The organism is Pontibacillus sp. HMF3514, assembly GCF_009858175.1.
Lineage (GTDB): Bacteria > Bacillota > Bacilli > Bacillales > BH030062 > Pontibacillus.
Map to the genome: position 1 here is coordinate 3,332,350 of NZ_CP047393.1, position 17,887 is coordinate 3,350,236.

Annotated in this window: 17 protein-coding genes; 2 read left to right on the forward strand and 15 right to left on the reverse strand. The window is 37.3% G+C overall.

All coding sequences use genetic code 11. The features are described from left to right. Positions 1-342 precede the first annotated feature (342 nt). Together GS400_RS17075 and GS400_RS17080 are read right to left on the reverse strand one after the other, a co-directional pair. Positions 343-480, reverse strand: coding sequence for a hypothetical protein (locus tag GS400_RS17075; protein WP_160103802.1), 138 nt, complete (start codon positions 478-480; stop codon positions 343-345). 56 nt (positions 481-536) lie between these two features. Then, positions 537-1,049 carry a VanZ family protein gene (locus GS400_RS17080; protein WP_160103804.1) on the reverse strand — a complete coding sequence of 171 codons (513 nt, stop codon included), beginning with the start codon at positions 1,047-1,049 and terminating at the stop codon, positions 537-539. Positions 1,050-1,197: 148 nt separating this feature from the next. Here GS400_RS17080 and galU point away from each other — a divergent pair, with 148 nt between their 5' ends. Continuing rightward, positions 1,198-2,079, forward strand: coding sequence for a UTP--glucose-1-phosphate uridylyltransferase GalU (gene galU, locus GS400_RS17085; protein ID WP_160103806.1), 882 nt, complete (start codon positions 1,198-1,200; stop codon positions 2,077-2,079). Positions 2,080-2,509: 430 nt separating this feature from the next. On the opposite strand, the gene GS400_RS17090 is transcribed toward galU, so the two are convergent. The 6 genes from GS400_RS17090 to GS400_RS17115 form a co-directional block, all read right to left on the reverse strand. Further along, positions 2,510-3,430, reverse strand: coding sequence for a 5-oxoprolinase subunit C family protein (locus tag GS400_RS17090; RefSeq protein ID WP_160103808.1), 921 nt, complete (start codon positions 3,428-3,430; stop codon positions 2,510-2,512). A 1-nt stretch (position 3,431) separates the two neighbouring features. Further along, complete coding sequence (locus GS400_RS17095) at positions 3,432-4,193, reverse strand: LamB/YcsF family protein (protein ID WP_160103810.1); 762 nt, start codon at positions 4,191-4,193, stop codon at positions 3,432-3,434. Then, positions 4,190-4,930 carry a 5-oxoprolinase subunit PxpB gene (gene pxpB / locus GS400_RS17100; RefSeq protein WP_160103812.1) on the reverse strand — a complete coding sequence of 247 codons (741 nt, stop codon included), beginning with the start codon at positions 4,928-4,930 and terminating at the stop codon, positions 4,190-4,192. The genes GS400_RS17095 and pxpB overlap by 4 nt, the downstream gene beginning before the upstream one ends. 14 nt (positions 4,931-4,944) lie before the next feature. Continuing rightward, positions 4,945-5,547 (reverse strand): pyroglutamyl-peptidase I, encoded by a 603-nt coding sequence (locus GS400_RS17105; protein WP_160103814.1) that lies wholly within the window; start codon positions 5,545-5,547, stop codon positions 4,945-4,947. 83 nt (positions 5,548-5,630) lie between these two features. Then, positions 5,631-6,932, reverse strand: a complete 1,302-nt coding sequence (locus GS400_RS17110; RefSeq protein ID WP_160103816.1) for an efflux RND transporter periplasmic adaptor subunit — start codon at positions 6,930-6,932, stop codon at positions 5,631-5,633. A gap of 42 nt (positions 6,933-6,974) precedes the next feature. Next, entirely contained in the window at positions 6,975-7,634 is a 660-nt protein-coding gene (locus GS400_RS17115) for a hypothetical protein (RefSeq protein WP_160103818.1), read from the reverse strand. A gap of 281 nt (positions 7,635-7,915) precedes the next feature. Between GS400_RS17115 and GS400_RS17120 the strand changes: the two genes are divergently transcribed. Continuing rightward, on the forward strand, positions 7,916-9,334 hold the full coding sequence (locus GS400_RS17120) for an APC family permease (RefSeq protein WP_160103820.1): 1,419 nt from the start codon (positions 7,916-7,918) through the stop codon (positions 9,332-9,334). Between the two features lie 52 nt (positions 9,335-9,386). On the opposite strand, the gene GS400_RS17125 is transcribed toward GS400_RS17120, so the two are convergent. Genes GS400_RS17125 through GS400_RS17155 form a run of 7 tightly spaced genes read right to left on the reverse strand, consistent with a single transcriptional unit; the run spans position 9,387 to position 17,799 of the window. Next, positions 9,387-10,070 (reverse strand): DUF4956 domain-containing protein, encoded by a 684-nt coding sequence (locus GS400_RS17125; RefSeq protein ID WP_236561011.1) that lies wholly within the window; start codon positions 10,068-10,070, stop codon positions 9,387-9,389. A 16-nt stretch (positions 10,071-10,086) separates the two neighbouring features. Then, positions 10,087-10,794: a polyphosphate polymerase domain-containing protein gene (locus tag GS400_RS17130; protein WP_160103824.1), complete on the reverse strand. Its 708-nt coding sequence runs from the start codon at positions 10,792-10,794 to the stop codon at positions 10,087-10,089. After that, positions 10,791-12,482 carry a CotH kinase family protein gene (locus GS400_RS17135; RefSeq protein ID WP_160103826.1) on the reverse strand — a complete coding sequence of 564 codons (1,692 nt, stop codon included), beginning with the start codon at positions 12,480-12,482 and terminating at the stop codon, positions 10,791-10,793. Before GS400_RS17135 ends, GS400_RS17130 begins: the two co-directional genes overlap by 4 nt. Positions 12,483-12,495: 13 nt before the next feature. After that, positions 12,496-13,929, reverse strand: a complete 1,434-nt coding sequence (gene pelG, locus GS400_RS17140; protein WP_160103828.1) for an exopolysaccharide Pel transporter PelG — start codon at positions 13,927-13,929, stop codon at positions 12,496-12,498. Then, positions 13,930-15,339 carry a GT4 family glycosyltransferase PelF gene (gene pelF / locus GS400_RS17145; protein WP_160103830.1) on the reverse strand — a complete coding sequence of 470 codons (1,410 nt, stop codon included), beginning with the start codon at positions 15,337-15,339 and terminating at the stop codon, positions 13,930-13,932. Then, positions 15,339-17,057 carry a DUF2194 domain-containing protein gene (locus GS400_RS17150; protein ID WP_160103832.1) on the reverse strand — a complete coding sequence of 573 codons (1,719 nt, stop codon included), beginning with the start codon at positions 17,055-17,057 and terminating at the stop codon, positions 15,339-15,341. Before GS400_RS17150 ends, pelF begins: the two co-directional genes overlap by 1 nt. Beyond that, positions 17,041-17,799: a hypothetical protein gene (locus tag GS400_RS17155; protein ID WP_160103834.1), complete on the reverse strand. Its 759-nt coding sequence runs from the start codon at positions 17,797-17,799 to the stop codon at positions 17,041-17,043. The genes GS400_RS17150 and GS400_RS17155 overlap by 17 nt, the downstream gene beginning before the upstream one ends. Positions 17,800-17,887 lie beyond the last annotated feature (88 nt).

Below are 17,887 nucleotides of genomic sequence, written 5' to 3' on the forward strand. Positions count from 1 at the left end.
CTAGAAAAGTTTCACTAACAACCCAATTTTTATGATATAAATCTATTAGTTTCGACATATTCTCTCCCATACATTCCAAATAATAGCAGTTCGTTTCACATACTGATTCCCATTTCCTATTAAAAGAAAACACATATTTTAGCAATAAGAAAAGTGCAATCGACCGTTTAGCAACGAAGGGACTGTACTGAGCCCGTAGTACTATAAAGGAAACACGATGAGCCTTGGCGTATAGATGTTGACTTATCGTACGGAGGCGAGGGAAGTCCCTTAGTTGCTGGGAGATGGAGCTGGACATAAAAAAACCGGCTAGGATTAGCCGGTCTCTAAACACCCATTCAATTATTGCGCTTTAAACTTACCCAATTGGGATATGAGTTGTTCAATCATTTCTTCTGATGTATCAATATGATAACGTTCTGTTTTATCAATAAGCGATTCAAGGATTGATTGTAATTTTTCTGAGTTTAGTCTTTCCATGTTGACCACCTCGGTGTATTGTATGCTTCGTTAATTGTTTCGTCACTGCGAAATGCCTAACGACTAGCTTTATTTGTTTTCTTCCCTTTTTTCACTTTTCCAAACATATACAAATAAACCAGGCCTAGACCTATTAATGCTCCTGCAGTATCTAACACAACATCCCCAAAATAAGGTGTGCGGTTTGGTGTAAAACCTTGATGGACTTCATCAAAAGCTGCATAAATAACTGTTATAATAAAGCTCCATCCTATACATACATGAAGCGTAAGATTCGTTGTTTTTCTGAAAGCTATATATATCAATAAAAACAAAAGAAGAAACACCGTTACATGTGCTCCTTTTCGTAAAAAATACTCAATAAATCCTTCCACACCTAAATTCGCTACACTTACCTCAGATTGATGATAGGTGAATACGATTGAATCTAGATGAGGTTTTAAAAAAGATAAATCTGCGTGTTTACTCAAAAAGGGCTTCATATCTTGTTCTTGATAAGGTGTGGATGATGAGTAAAAGATCACACCCATCCAACTGAGCGGCAGAAGCCAGTACAACATCTTTTTCATGTCTAGTGCTCCTTGAAATATTTATCTCATTCTACCACACCCCTATCTCAACTGGTATAACAATTCCATTACATTTCTCGCATTTTATTTTTCATTTCGATAACATTATAATTAGAAGTAATTAAGGAATAGCGGAAGGAGTCTAACCATGACGATTAAAAAGGCCATCATACCAGCAGCAGGGCTAGGAACTAGATTTTTACCTGCAACAAAAGCAATGCCTAAGGAAATGCTACCAATTGTAGACAAGCCAACCATTCAATACATAGTAGAGGAAGCTATTGATTCAGGTATTGAAGATATTATTATTGTAACGGGAAAAGGGAAACGTGCGATCGAGGACCATTTTGACCATGCATTTGAACTTGAAGAAAGCTTGGTTAAGAAGGAAAAGCTAGAGCTTCTAGAAAAGGTGAAACAATCTTCAAAAGTAGAAATTCACTATATTCGCCAAAAGGAACCTATGGGACTAGGCCATGCCGTTTGGTGTGCACGTAAATTCATTGGTGACGAGCCTTTTGCAGTACTACTAGGAGATGACATTGTAGAATCCGATACACCTTGCTTAAAGCAGCTGATAGAACAATATGAAGAGACACGCTCTTCTGTAGTAGGTGTTAAATCAGTACCTGAGGATGAAACCCATCGTTACGGTATTATTGACCCTTCTGATCAAGAAGGCGATCGCTATCATGTTCGTAACTTTATCGAAAAACCACAACCAGGCGATGCTCCCTCTAACCTAGCGATTATGGGACGCTACATCTTAACACCTGAAGTCATGATGTTCCTAGATAAACAAGAGGTAGGCGCTGGTGGTGAGGTTCAATTAACGGACGCAATTCAAAAGCTCAATGAAATCCAGCGTGTGTTTGCTTACGAATTCCAAGGAGATCGTTATGATGTAGGGGAAAAGCTTGGATTTATCAAAACGTCGATTGAACTTGCTTTAAAACGTGATGAGCTTCGACCTGAGCTTCTTCATTTTATTGAGGACTTGTTGGAGAGGTATAAACGTACGGATTGGTAGTTGTATAATGATATGAAGTGGGCGCTCTGACTCTGGTTGGAGTGCTCTTTTTGTTAGAACGGTCATAGTTCTGGAATGTACTCTTATTTTTTCGATAGAACCCCTTTATTTCTGGATAGAGCTTTTATTTTTCTGGTTAGAACCCACTTAATTCTGGATTGAGCTCCTATTTTTCTGGATAGAACCTACTTGATTCTGGATTGAGCTCTTATTTTTCTGGTTAGAACCTAGTTAATTCTGGATTAAGCTCCTATATTTCTGGATAGAACCTAGTTAATTCTGGATTGAGCTCTTATCTTTCCGGATAGGACCTACTTAATTCTAGATTGAGCTCTTATTTTTCCGGATACCATCCACTTAATTCTAGATTATTTCACTCTTAGCATATATCAAAAAGAAGGCACGTGATAGATCATATCACATGCCCTCTTTATATCCACTTCAACAATTCCTGCTGCTCCTTATGTCGTTCAACCGCTTCATCTAGACCAACCTCTTTAAATGAAACCTTTCCTCCAGGTGGTAATTGAGCAACCTTCCACAAATCTGCAGTCACGACCGTTCCGATCGTTGCGTATCCCCCAGTGGTTTGACTATCAGCCATCAGGATAATGGGATCTCCACTCGATGGTACCTGAACAGTTCCGAATGTAGTCGGTTCCGATAAGATGTCACCACGATCTTTAAAACGCAATTTGTTATCGTTTTTCAGTTGTATCCCCATCCGGTCACCACCTGCGACTTGGTATTCCGTTTCAAAAAAAGCAGCATAACTATTTTCTTCAAAAAGGTCTTGATGATGACTAGGTATAACTCCAATCTCTATCTCTTTTTCATAAGAAGGCAGGTATCGCTCTACTATTCCTCTATTAACTGAGTTATAAGATTCTTGCTTCACATATAAAGAGTCCGACTTGGCAACACTCTCTCCAAGTCCCCCGCGTTCATAGACAGAATAACTCCCTAAATAAGAAGGAGCGTTAAACCCACCTTGCACAGCAATATAAGCACGTGTCCCATTTTTAGGACCGCCAAATTTCAATGTATCTCCCTTTCGAATCACAACTGTTTTCCATAAGGGTGCAGCTTCGCCATTGAGTTTAGCGTCTAAGTCAGCACCGCAGATCACAATAAGATGGTCTTTTTCCGCAATCAGTTCAGTTCCACCAAACGTAACTTCAAGACAAGCTTCTCCCTCATCATTTTGAACAAGGTGATTAGCGATTACACTTGCGTAACGATCCATGGCACCTGATACTGGAACGCCTTTTGATTGAAATCCGTATCGACCTTTATCTTGAAAGGAAGTGTACACGCCAGCTTTCTTAACTGAAAAAATCGGGATACTCATACTACTCACCCACGCTCTGAACAGTTATTCCTTTTTCCTCAAGCACACGCTTCATATGACCAGCATGAACAAAAGCAGCTAATCCATCTCCATGAAAGCAGATCGTGTCTGGTTTTAGTTCAATGTTTTTCCCCGAGGGTGTAGTTACCTGACCATTCTCCACCATGTTTAAGACCTGCTTTTCTATTTCTTCCTTTGTTGTCAATACGGCATGATCCTGACCGCGAGGAGTCAACAGTCCCTCTTCCGTGTACGTACGATCTGCAAAGGCTTCAGCAGCTACATTTAACCCTATGCGCTTACCTTCCTCTATCAAGAGACTATTACATAGACCAAATAAAATAAGAGAGGAATCAAAATCATAAACAGCTTTTGCTATAGCCTCAGCGACTTCCTTTTGCTTAGCAGCCATATTATATAAAGCTCCGTGAGGTTTCACATGACTTAGTTGAACATCATGCACACGACAATACCCAGAGATTGCTCCTAATTGATAAATCATGGCACGATAGATCTCTTCAGGAGACATGCTCATATCTCTGCGGCCAAATCCAAATAAATCAGGAAATCCAGGGTGAGCCCCTATCGCCACACCTTGTTCTTTTGCTAACTGAATCGTTGAATCCATTACGTTGTAATCCCCAGCATGAAAACCACAGGCGATGTTGGCTGAGGAGATTACCTGAAGAAGTTTTTTATCCTCTCCAACTTGAAATGCTCCATAGCTTTCACCTAAGTCTGCATTAATATCAATTCGAGTCATTCTTTACTTCCTCCTCGACGTACTTCTATTTCATAAGTGCCACGCTTTACGCTATCTTGAATGGAGTGCCATTCATTCTCATCAACTTCTTTAAATCGTATAGACTGACCCGCTCTTAATAAAAAAGGCTCCTCCCGTTCTGGATCAAAAAATTTCACAGGAGTATGACCGATGATATTCCAACCACCTGGGGAATCTAGGGAATATACACCTGTTTGTTGATCTGCTATACCGACCGAACCCGCTTTAACTTCTTGACGTGGGGTATCTAGCCTTGGAGTAGCAAGCTCTTTATCTAATCCACCCAAGTATGGAAAACCTGGTAAAAAGCCGATCATATAAACAAGGTAGTCATTCGTTGTATGGCGTTTAATCACATCTTCAGGCGTTAATCCGTTGTGTTGAGCAACTGTTCCTAAGTCAGGACCCCTTTCTCCACCGTAAAGAACAGGAATAATGACTTCATCTCGACTAATGCTTTCTTCACCTATTTCAAGGTCTTGCCATGACTTATGAATAGATTTCGACAGGTAGTCGTAGCTCGTAACGAATGGGTCAAAATAAACAGCAATCGTCGTATAAGCAGGAACTATCTCTATGATTGATCGAGATCCCTTTTGTTCTACTGATTTAGCTAAAGCTAGCACCTTCTGATTCACTTCCGGAGAGATGTTATCATCTAACTTGATCGTTAAAGCCGAATCACCTAAAGGATGAATATTCAATTCATTTCCCATATGTAAAAGCCTCCCTAAGACAATGTTTCAATCGAGATTTCAATGGCTTTTGTTAAATCATTTTGAGACCAACTCGGGATTTTCTTATGTTGAATGGCAAGTTCATGTGAAGCTGGAATATGGATGAAACCGGCTGGTACAGCTTTATTTTGCTGTTTAAGTTCAAATAGCGCCTGATACATGACGTGGTTACAGAGGTAAGTCCCAGCTGTGTTAGAAATATCAGCTGGATATCCCGTTTCATTCAAAATTTCTACGATCTCCCTAATAGGAAGAGTTGAAAAAAGCCCGTCTGGACCATCTTCCATAATCTTTTCCCCTTGAGGTAGATTCCCTGAATTATCTCGATCTCCATCATTACAATTCACAGCAATCCGCTCAGGAGTAATCTTATACCGACCACCCGCTAGACCTAAAGCAATTACAGCATCAGGTTTTTCAGAGCGTATATGTTCTAACATCTCTGCTCCTGAAGATTTAAAATCTACTGTTAACACTCTCCCAACAACTTCATATTCATTTATATGTTTCCCATTCAGGTCATCAACAACACTCATAGTAGGATTAATCGTGAAATCCAAAAATGGCTCAAATCCAGTCAGCAACAATTTCTTCATAAACACTTCTCCCCCTTATTCTTTAGAATTAATCGTATCATACCTTGCTATGATAATAGAAAAACCTCCTGAGACAGGAGGTTTTACCGTACGAGCATCCCCATCTTCATGTAATTCCAAATGGTTTTGCCGTTGGATTCTTTTGTTTGCAGTAAAGATAGATGATCTAAGTTGATAGGTGTTAGGAATGTGCTTCCCTCTCGGAATTGACTTTCTTCTTCATCTGCAACCCATTGCCCTAGAGCTAAACCATCCGTAACTTGAACGAGGTCACCCATTATCATGCCAAGTTCGATAGGCTGAATCACGGTTTCCCCTTTGTCAGTCATCGCCCAAACAAAGCGCTGTTTTTTAAATGGTAGTGGGTCTTCTTGATCTGTTGTTTGGTCATCTGTGTCTGATTCATCTGTCGGATTATCCTCTTCTTTAGCAGGTTCTACTTCCTCAATTCGTTCTTGAATCCACGCAATCTCAACTGTTATGGCATTTTGCGCTTCATTCGTAATGAAGGAAACGGTCGTATGGTAACCAGGATTGAGATCTTCTTTTAGATCTTCAACCTGAATTTCGTAAGGGTAGTAGCTTACCTCATCCTTTTCTTTTTCTGGGTACGTATCAATCGTATCTACGGTTCCCTTCCATGCATATTCCTGGTTCAACAATTCTCCGCGTGCTTTCATATCTGTTGTAATTTGCTGGTGAACGCCTTCATCGACTAAACCTCTTATAACAAGATCCGATTGTTTAAGCGTAACGACGGGGTCTTGGAGAGATTGAGCTAAATTGGTGACCGTTCCTTCATAAGGGCTCGCAACCTGTACCACTTGATCTCTGCTCTCAAGATCACTTAATCGGTCCTCTAGTGCCGTGAGCTGCGCCTCTTTTTGTGCAATTTGAGATTCAACTTTTGCTATGCGTTGTTGTTTGGCTACCTCTGCTTCAGCAAATGGTCGTTGATTCTCTTCTTCTGGATCTGGTTCCGGAACATCAATAAATTCAACACTTGTTAAGTAATCCTCTAAAGCAAGCAATTCCCCTTCTGTTTTGGCAATTTCCGTTTCCGTTTCAGCAATGCTCTTCTGATAGTCACGAACTACATATTCATATAAAGGCGTCCCAGCTTCAACTGGCTGCCCCTCTTCTACTAAAAATCGTTGGAAAGATCCTAATTGCTCATCAAAATAGACGTGATTTTCAGTTGTTGCTTTCAATGTTCCTTCTGCTAACAGTTCGTTATATAGATCTTCTTCAAACGTTTGCTCCCATTTTTGTATGTAAGATTTTTGTTGGATGTTCGTTTCATCCAGCCAAACGAGAAACAAATTGACTATAGCAAAAGAAAGAATCAACAGGCTCATCAGCCATAGCTTTGTCTTTTTCTTCATCTCGATTCCCCGCATTCTTTTACTCTTTATAAGGTATAGATTTTACAGTAATTGAAGGTCATATATGGCTAGGGTAGCTGCTACTGCCCAATAAGATATGTGAAGTAAGATCACTAACATCCATGCCTTCCATTTAGCCATTTCAGAGAAGTCGGTGATTGCTTTCCATTGGAACCACATAATCCAAATTTGGAATATGGAAAACGCTCCAAAAAAGTATATCCACCAATCGATTTGCGTTATGTAAGACGTAATAATCCCAAATGATAATGGGGAGACGTACCAATCAAGACCTATGTAATGAATGAAAAACACCCATGTAAGACGTTCAATAAACATTACCAACAGCACATTCAGTTGCACAGTCACAAGTTTACGATATGGGATATCAGTGAATATCCAGAATACTAATGGTGTAAAAAATAGAATCGCTAGAGCTAAAAGAATTCCAAATATAGCCCGTCCTAATAGGAAGAAAAGCTTTAAGGACTCATATTCGGCAAAACTAAGCTCAGTAGCTATAACAGAAATCGGGTCCATACCAAGACCCTTCCATGCTAAAAATCCGAATAACAACATGGAAAAAACAAAAAACCACGCCACTCGTTTCCAGAGCCCGTGTAATTGTTCCGCTTCTCGAATCCTGAAAAGACTGTCCTCTCGTCTAAAAAATAACTTTGCTACTTGTACGTGGTACGACATTTACTTCATCCTTTTATGTAAATTTCCTAATAAATAGTTATAGCGTATATCATATAACCTAAAAGCACCTAAATTAAACTCCTTTTTCAAAAAATAGGCTGAAAAACTTATGTTGGAAAAGCTTTTACTTACCTCAAGTAATAAATATTTTCCCATGAATTCGGTGATGATAATAAACAGAGAACATTTGAGAAAACAACTTACAAATATCATTTGACATCATTCGGCAATAATTGCGTATAATGGGTAGGACTTAAAACATAGGAGGCTTATTTTAATTTATGGGAAATCCACAGAGGAAAAAGTTAGAGAAAACCCTTAAACCCCATTGGGTCTGGGCCATCGCATTTGGTTCAGCTGTTGGTTGGGGCGCATTTGTACTTCCTACAGACTGGATGAGTGGTAAAGGACCATTGGCTGTTGTTATCGGGTTGATTTTAGGTGCCATACTAATGACGATCATTGGTGTAAGTTATGGTTTCCTAATCAAACACTTTCCTGTTTCCGGAGGAGAATTCGCTTATGCGTATATCGGTTTTGGACGAACCAATGCCTTTATAGCAGGGTGGTTCCTCACACTTGGTTATATTTGTATCGTAGCACTAAACGCTTCAGCACTAGCGTTGCTCGGTAAATTCCTGTTCCCGTCAATCGTCAAAGTCGGTTATCTCTACACAGTTGCCGGATGGGATGTTTACCTTGGTGAAGTGCTCATTTCAACAATCGCTATTATCGTATTTGCTATCTTAAATATTCGTGGTGCAAGCTTTTCAGGTCGAACGCAGTTTATATTTACGATGGTTTTACTTGGTGGTATTGCACTATTAGGAATTTCAGTATTTCTGAATGATTCAGCAACAGTTAGTAACATTCAGCCAGCTTTTGATCCTGGACAACCAGCAATCGCTTCTATTTTAGCGATATTAGCTATTGCTCCATGGGCTTATGTTGGGTTTGACAATATTCCACAAGCTGCAGAGGAATTTAATTTCCCTCCAGAAAAAGCATTCCGTTTAATTGTGTATGCTTTAATCGCAGCAGGTGCAGCTTATTCAGCAATGATTTTGATTACAGCAAGCATTCAGCCTTGGCAAGAATTGATCCAACAAGTTCAAGCAACAAACTCTAGCTGGGGTACAGGAGATGCTATTGAAGGATTACTGGGACGTGCAGGTGTATTCGTCATTGCAATCGCACTAACGATGGGAATTTTCACAGGACTAAATGGTTTCTTTCTATCTTCTAGTCGTTTAATGTTCGCAATGGGACGTGCTCGCATCTTACCACAGATGTTCCACCGTATTCACCCACGCTTCAAGACACCATATGTAGGAATCATTTTCACAGCGTTATTAACAATGATTGCTCCATGGTTCGGTCGCGAAGCCTTAGGTTGGGTTGTAAGCATGTCTTCTGTTGGTGTAACAATCGCCTATTTCTATTGCTGTGCGACAGCGTTTAAGAAATTCTCAACACCAGGGAAGAAAACTCTATCCTTCTTAGGTATCCTGAGTGCAATCGGCTTCTTCATCTTATTGATGTTCTGGCCGTTACAATCTTCCTTAACAGCACCTTCTTATATCGCATTAGGTGTTTGGGTACTTCTAGGGATCATTTTCTATATTGCTAAACAAAAAGATTATAATAAAATTCCAACGAAAGATCTTAACTACCTGATTCTTGAAAAAGAAGAGGTATAGATATGCTAAAAACCAGCTCTTACATTAAGAGCTGGTTTTTATTTCATGCACCTTATGCTGCGTAGTCACCGTTGTAATGGACAAGGGATATATCCTTAACACCAGGTATGTCAGCAATGTCATTTACAAAAGATGTGTTATCATCTTTTAATTTTAATTCAAGCGTTAACTCTGTAACCTCTTGTCTAACAACTTTTGATTTTATAGCATAATTCATCTTCTTTAAACGCTGTTTAATTTCAAAATATGCTTCTATTTCATAATGGACAATCAACAAATATGTGTAAGGCTTGCTTCTCTTTCGTGAAAAAAGAAACACGACCCCACCAATGATTAAAGAACCAACCACAGCCACTTCAAAAATTTTCGCTCCTGAAGCTATTCCAACCGATATAGCCCAAAACATAAAAACAATATCTAAAGGGTCTTTAATAGCTGTCCGAAAGCGAACTATACTTAAAGCACCGACCATTCCTAATGATAGAACGATATTTGTGCTAATTGTCATAATTATAAGAGAGGTGATCATCGTCATTAAGACGAGTGTCACATTAAAATTGTGACTATAAACAACACCATTAAAAGTCTTTCTATAAATCCAAAATATGAATAAACCTATTAATAATGAAACGAATAACGTTACACATACACCAATAATTGATATGTTAGAGAACGCTTCAATGTTTAGGAAATTCTTTTTAAAAATATCGTTAAAATTATAGGAGTCCTGCATCATTCATCCCTCCTTTTTTCTAGAAATTTTGGAGTTGCATTTTCTTTTCACGACAAATGACGTACTTTGATATAGCTGAACGATGATGTCGATCAAGTTGGAGAAGATGACGAATGATCGTTGGCAAGTATTCGTTATACTTCACTTCCATAATTAAAGTAGGAAAAGAAAGAGCTTCGACCGTAGCCAAATGAGGATTGAACAGATAATTGGGCTCTACATTTCCGCTGCATGTAGATAACCCTTTATCAAACGTTATCCGGACATCACTTTCTTTCCCAACATATGCTTCTCGCATATAATCGACAATCAGACGAGGCGATAAATGTTCATTTCTTAAAAGAAAGTAAAAATCCTTCATTACCTTTTCATCGCGTTGATTTAAAAAACTGTAATCCCAAGACATAATCTTTTCATATTCTTCACGACTAAGGGAGGCAGACTCTTTCATGATGTATTCGCCAACTCGATTTTTACGTTCAAGCTTAATCACTTGATCACTACAGTTGTACACGCGAATTCGATACTTTTTACGCCTCAAAATCCCATAGTTCTTTTCATACAAGTCATTGTCATGCATGTTATCGAAATACAGACTTCGGATGAGGTAACCACTATTATCATTTGAATGTGCATCTAATGATAATACAGCCCCTACCTTTTTCCTTAATATTTCATACTCAAATTGATTAATATAAAATTTCAGTTCATGACGGAATTTTTTCATTCTACCACCAACTCTTTTACACCCCAGAAAATCACACCATCCTTCTCCCGTAAATAATTTTCAAAGGCAATTTGTTCATGTCCTTTATCATCCGTTGTGAGAACTCGATAGTAATACGTACCTGGAGTTAGATTTTCTACCTTTTCAGAAGTTCTTATTAAATTTTCTGCACGATATACAACTTCATTAAAATTTGGATCCTTCCCAACCTCGAGTGTATAGGTTAAGTCATCTCCTTGTAAGTCATACGAGTGATCCCATGTAAATACATGTTCCCCCTTATCTGTTGCATTCGCATCTATAAAAAACGGGAGAGGATATTCAAGCAATTTATCAAATTTTTGTTTATTCTTTAGCGGATTATTAACTAATCTATAATACATCTCGTCAAAAGATCCTACACCTTCCTTTAAGTAATGGAGGTCTGGTGGACGTTTTACAAGTTTTGTTACACTCGGGTAATATACATCTAAAAATGCTTTTGTCTGTTGTGGCGTAATAATTTCCATTAGCTCATCTAGTTTACTTTGCAGAGCTATTACGTTCTCAGGATCTTTAAAAAAACGACGATGAAGCACTGATCCCCAGTAGCGTGATAATCCCATTTGCCATTCTGGGATTTGTCGAATTTCGTTACGATCATACCCCCAAGCCTTATCATAATCCCAAGGGATAAAATACCATTTTGTAGAATTGACAGGACTATATAAATAATAGTTTGTTGACATGGTATCGACATTTCCAAATAATATATTCGTACCTATCCAAGTTAAATAATTGTCTTTATCAAAATGTTTCTCGAATACTTCACGAAAATCTAGCTTGTAGTTATTTACATCTTCTAGCATTGAGATTAACTTGGCATGATCCTCACTTCCTTTTATCTCCATGATATTTTCAAAAGCTTCTACATCATAGCCTGGTTCATCTGCAAGTTGAATAACATTTGGTTTACGATAAAATTCAAAATCACTTATTTTATAAAGGTGACCGTAGGGATTTAAACCATGAGAGCCTAAGTAGCTTTTATTCGCTTGTTCCACATGTGTATAGAGACCGTAAGATTCAAACTGCTCTTTTCCCCTATCTTCAGTCAAATCTTTTACATGTAATTCCACAAATTGTGTTCTCAAGCTAGGGATATCTGGTAACCTTTCGAAGTAATCAAATGAAAGCTTATTCTTAACACGTGTCTCATCATCAAAATGTTTATTTAAATTGAGAGTATCTTGTCCCATCCATAGCTCTTTATCTTTAAATAACTTAATTTTATATGATTTTTGAACCTCACCCTTACTTGAGTTCCCTCTTATTTCAATGGTTGCATTAGGCATCTGACCGTCAATATTACGAACAGAGGCATCGGGACCATTTTCATTCCCTTCTTGAAAAAATACCTCTAGCTCTGGACTAGCCTCTTTATAACTTCTAGCTAAATACCAGTGATTTAAATCAAAAAAACTCAGATCATCTTTTTGTTCAGGAAAAATTGTCACGTAAACATGTGCAATTTCTCCATCTTTGTCATATTGATAGATTCGCGGATCTTCCTGGACTCCTAACTCTTCAAATTGTTCATTTGAAGGTTCTTCAGGAGAAGGGAGAGTTTCCTCTTCTTTCAACTCAGAGCATCCTGAAACCAGTAAAATCATAGCCCCTATTGTGATCCGAAAAAATCTCATATTCATATTGTACCCTCCCTTAGCTATGATGTTTCAGCTTCTTAAGAAAGGCTTCTATTTTAGTCTCTTGTTCAAAATAAATGATGGGTTGTGTGCAATAAGTATTGTAATCAATGTTATTTAATATTCTCCTTAACAAATAGAAAGCTAAAGAAAACGCTAGAAATGAAGAGATAAACATTGGAAAACCGTAAATATTATGAACGATCCCCACTCCCACTAGTGTAATAGAAGAAACAGAGAATAGGGCTAAACAAGAAAACGTAATCTTTTGAGCATCAAAATATAACATCATAATAACGATAGTGTTCATTAATATAAAAAATAAATTACCTAGCGTTAAAACAGTAAAGATATGAATTTGGTTTGGTGTCATGCCAATCTCCGGAAAAAATTGAACTCCTATGGCTATTGAAGTTATGACCACAAATAATTGGATTTCAGCAATAAACGTTAACTCAAGTGAAACCACCTTAAAAAGTTTCTTCTTGGCATTCAGTATATCTTTAAGAGAGGCTCCATGAATTACACGATGATAATATAGTTTATGAGACTTATAGAAGTTTGTTTCAACCGAAACCATAAATAAAATCATTGATGGCAAAACCGTTAAGTAGGAAAAGAAAACAGGGACATCGTAGAAAGGGGCAATATAAAATGTATCCTTAATTACAACTTGGTACTTAGTAAACCACACCATGATCAGATGACTATATAAACCTATTGTAAACAGATACCCTCCCCAGAAGAGATAAGGGTGCTTCTCTAGATATATTAAAAAATGAAAATACAATTGATTGTTCACTGGAAAGTAATCGCGAATTGTCTTAGAAAATTGAAGTACCATAATAAAAAAACCTACATCTAAGCAAATAAAAATGGCAGTAGCTGTTTTAAACTTAAAAAGTATAACGCTAATCAAAATAAGAATGGTGGATATTAATACTCCAACTATGAAGCTGCGAACGATCTTAATATAATCTTTCAAAGCTGAAACATACATAGCTTGAACCCATATGATAATAAGACAAATAAAAAACAAGAAACTAGAGAGCTTGAATGCAAAGTCTAGTGGTGAATCAAAATAAAAAATAAAAGCTACTACCCCACCAAGCATTACACAAATGCTAATAAGACCGTACATGGATGATAAAATGTATTCATTCTTATTTAAATAGGTTTGATCCGCCACATATCGAGAAATTGAAAAGGTGAAGCCTCCAGTGATGATCTGAGAAAAGATAAATGCGTATTGAGAGGCACTCATAAATAATTCAATTTCTCCACTAGGAGCCCCAATCCATTTAAGCAGATAACGTGTTACCAAAATCATAATGATACAAAGAAACATAGGCCCGACGGTTACAATCGTCGAGTATCCATAAGCTTTAAAGTTCGAAAAAATGGTAGATGAGTTGAAAAGCTTTTTAAGTTCAAATCCAATCCCAGCCAATTAACTCCCTCCATTTCGTTCATATATGGCCCTATATTCATCCAAAAAGTGAGACTTCTGATAATAAGCTTTCACACGCTTCAAACCGTTTCTTCCCATGACTTCACGTAACTCAGGATCTTTTCCTAATTCAATAATCCCATCCGCTAGCTTTAAATAGTGCATAATGGGTACAACAACTCCCGCATGTCCTATTTCGTCATTTGGCCCTTCTATTAACTCTTTACACCCTCCAACATCCGTCGTTACAAAAGGTATCCCACTAGCCATTCCTTCTAAAATGGCGAGAGGTTGACCTTCACTTATACTCGATAAAACAAGTATATCTATTTGTTTTAAATAATGATGAATATCTACTTTCCCAGTAAAATGGACATCTGTTAATTCTAAGGAATCAGCAAGTCGCAAACATTCTTCATAGTACTCAGTATCTTCATGTATAGAGCCCATAATGAAAAATTTTGATTGTGGTAATGCTCTTTTAACAATTGCAAAACCTTGCAGCATCGTTTTAATATCTTTAATAGGCACAACACGAACGATCGCCCCAATGATCAGACCCTGTTTTTCTTTATTAAATTTATGAATGTCTTGATACCGTTCCAAATCAACTCCGTTTGGTACTATAGCTAGTAAGCTTGGGGCACATCCAACCTCAATTTGAATTTCTTTATTCTTTTCAAAAAGCGTGATGACTTCATCGGCTAAGGAATAAGCACAATTAGACATATTGTAAAAGTGTTGTATCCAAAATTCCTTTAAGTATCCTGGCATCCAACTCGCCTTAATAATCTCTTCTTCTCGCTCCCGAGTGTATATGCCATGTTCCGTAATTATGAATGGTCGATTATATCGATACTTAGCTAAACTGCCTACAACACCCGCATACCCTGTTGAACAACTATGATACAAATCCGCATCAGGAATTGGGTGTTTAATGGTTAATAATAAAGGTAAAATCATAGAGCGTAACATCCAATATAAGTCGGTAAATGGATAGTGATCATAATAGTGGAGTGTGACTTCTTTAAGAATATCTAAAAAGGTTCTACTCATCAGGAAGTTCACGACAGAATCGATTCGCCTACTTTTGAATAAATCAAAAATTACTTTCCAATCTGTTTTCTCATCAGTCAATAAAGATTGAACTGCTTGTTTTTCTTGGTCAGTCAATCGATAACCTTTCCCCCACGAACCATTTTTAAGATTTTTTATATTTAAAAAATGGCTTTCAACATAGAGGACATTATCAGGAATATAGCATTCAAAAGAGTCCTTTTCTTCAGCTTCAATAGCGTAAATGATAAATTGGTGCTCAGGAAAATTCGATATTAAGGTTTCCACCCAGGTTGAAACACCACCAGATTTATATGGATAGGACCCTTCCAAAATCAAACAAATTCTGGCCATTATTCTTTCACCTCCACCTCACATATCCTCTTTTCTGTCTGAATCAAATAGACATCCTGATCTATTTTAGCTACGGTACATCCCTGTTTATTTGAGACTAGTTTTTTGGTTCTTAGGATATAGGAAGAGGCATATGGCATGCTTTGATAAATTTGGATACCTTGGTCATCTCGGAATATTTTCACATCGGTCTGTTCCCATTCTTTTAATAAGTGACCAGCTTCAGAGGCAGTTACACTTTTTAACCACGGAAATTGCTTTGATATATCCTGTAACATTTGTTTATAATCTTTAGAGGCTTTACGCCAATTAATGAGTTCCTCATCCCATGGAGTGATTAGATGTGAGAAAATACCTGAAGCTGTTAAACTATTTGCCATCTTCCACTTCACAACATCTGAGTATTGATAACCATTCGTAACCCATGGTACATAAACAACCCCATTTTCAACCCCAAAATCGTCTTCCAAATAAGATGGAATGATGGTGTCTATATCCGAAAAAAAATCAGTAAATTCTTGTGTAATATGATCATTCAATTTCCCATTATAGGGCATAAAAGAAGTTAGGGAATAAGTGGGCATCGTTTCTTTCATAAATGATATTACGGACTGAGATACATCTCGCAAATCAGTTTCAGGTGTTAAAGGCTGTGTATTATACCCCGCCAAAGCTAATTCGCCACCTTGATTCAACAGTTCTCTTCCATATTTCACAAAATCCCTTTTCACATATTCAGGGATCTTTGTTCCCTCTTCTTTCTCTTCATCAAAAGACATCAAAAAACCACTGGTTAAAGATAAATGATATTGATTCGATGTATCCTTTACATACGGCCACCATGTATCACGATAAAACTCTTGATCTAATGATTTGCTTCCTTTAGGCAAGGGCGCTGGGAAAGAATGAATATACGTTAATTTAAAATTATGCACTGGGTAAATGAAGTCTTTCTGTAATGCCCCAATGGCACCGGTTAAAAGTCCACGATTGATTTTTTCATGGAGCATTGTGCCATTGAACATAACAAACATACCCTCGCCATATCTACGCTCCCACAGTAACGGATAACCTTCTATAGATGTAGCATGCAACGAAACCTTTTCATCCAACCTTACAGCCAACGAAGAGTTTGTAAGAAAAGAATCATCAATAACTACCCCTTTCCGCTTCAGGAGTAAGTTCGATTCCATCCTAATTCCCTTTGTTTGAATTAAAGGCCCAATTTCATAAACTCCCATTTTTCTATATAAAGAATATAGAGCATCACCAGGAATAGGTCTTACTGCAAATAAAACAGCTCCCCCATTTTCTACATAAGAAGCTAGGTCTTGAATATTAGGAAACTTATCTAGATTTTCAGAAGTTAAGATAATCGAAGAATAGGAATCAAGATCAGATTGAATTTGTGAAAATGGAATAGAATCGTTTGGTTTCCTTATATTTGTAAGTGTGGATACAATATTGGTCTTTAAATCTTTACTCGATGTATCTTCTTTATCATATACGATTAAATACGTTTCCTCTTCCCCTTTACCATCCGTCGGTATTACAGGGCTATCATTAGTGTCTATAGATTCTTTGCGGAAGGAGTCATTTGAGTACTCTCTAAGCGTAAGTATATAATCAGATCGTACTACCTCTAGGAAAATTCCGAATGTAATGACAAGGATAATAATGACATAAATGGTTTTACCGAATTCAAACTTCTGTTCCATCATGTTGCCTCCTGTTCCAATAACGGATTCGGTTTAACCCCTTAGGAGATAGTGTGATCGTAGACTGTTTTAGTTGAGTTAACACTTTTCTAAATCGTTCTTCATCTTCCAGAGCATAGTACACTTTCATAGCAGCAAAATAAGCATCTTCATTATAAGGGAAGGCATTAAGAAACTTTTGACTATACTGTAAAGCTTGTTGGTACTCTTTTAACTGTAAATCATACTCAATCTTATTTATAAAGTGTTTAGGTTGAGATTCTTCTTCTTCCAGGACTCTGGCTAATATGGATGTATATTGATACATATACTTTCTTTTTGTATTCTCATCTACAAATTCCAAATCAATATATTCTTTCATTCTCTCACTATACATCAGCAATAGTTCTAAATCTTCATCCTCACTTTTATTAAGTTGGACTTCAATCTCTTGCATATCATTCAGTAATTTCCTTTTCGATTCTAAAATAGATGATGCCGCATAATGTGATGTTTCTGTATCCTCATTTTCTAAGGCCACTTTCAACATTTGTATATCTTTAAAAGAATCTTGTTTCAATAACTGCAAAAGCTTTCGACGTCTAATGTGATTTTCGTTTAAAAGCAAAACATCTTGAAACGGAACAGTGTTCATAGTTTGTTCTGCATAATTCTTGTAATAGAAAGGATCATTGTCTATCTGGGATTTTTGTAATAACCAGTCAGGTAGTTCGCGCTTTTCTTTTTCTTTGTTTGCGCTCATAAATATTAAGAAGAATAAACCCAAAAAAGGTATAAAGAGTAAAATCAAAACATGGGCTAACCTATTCTTATGATTCTTTAGCAATAGT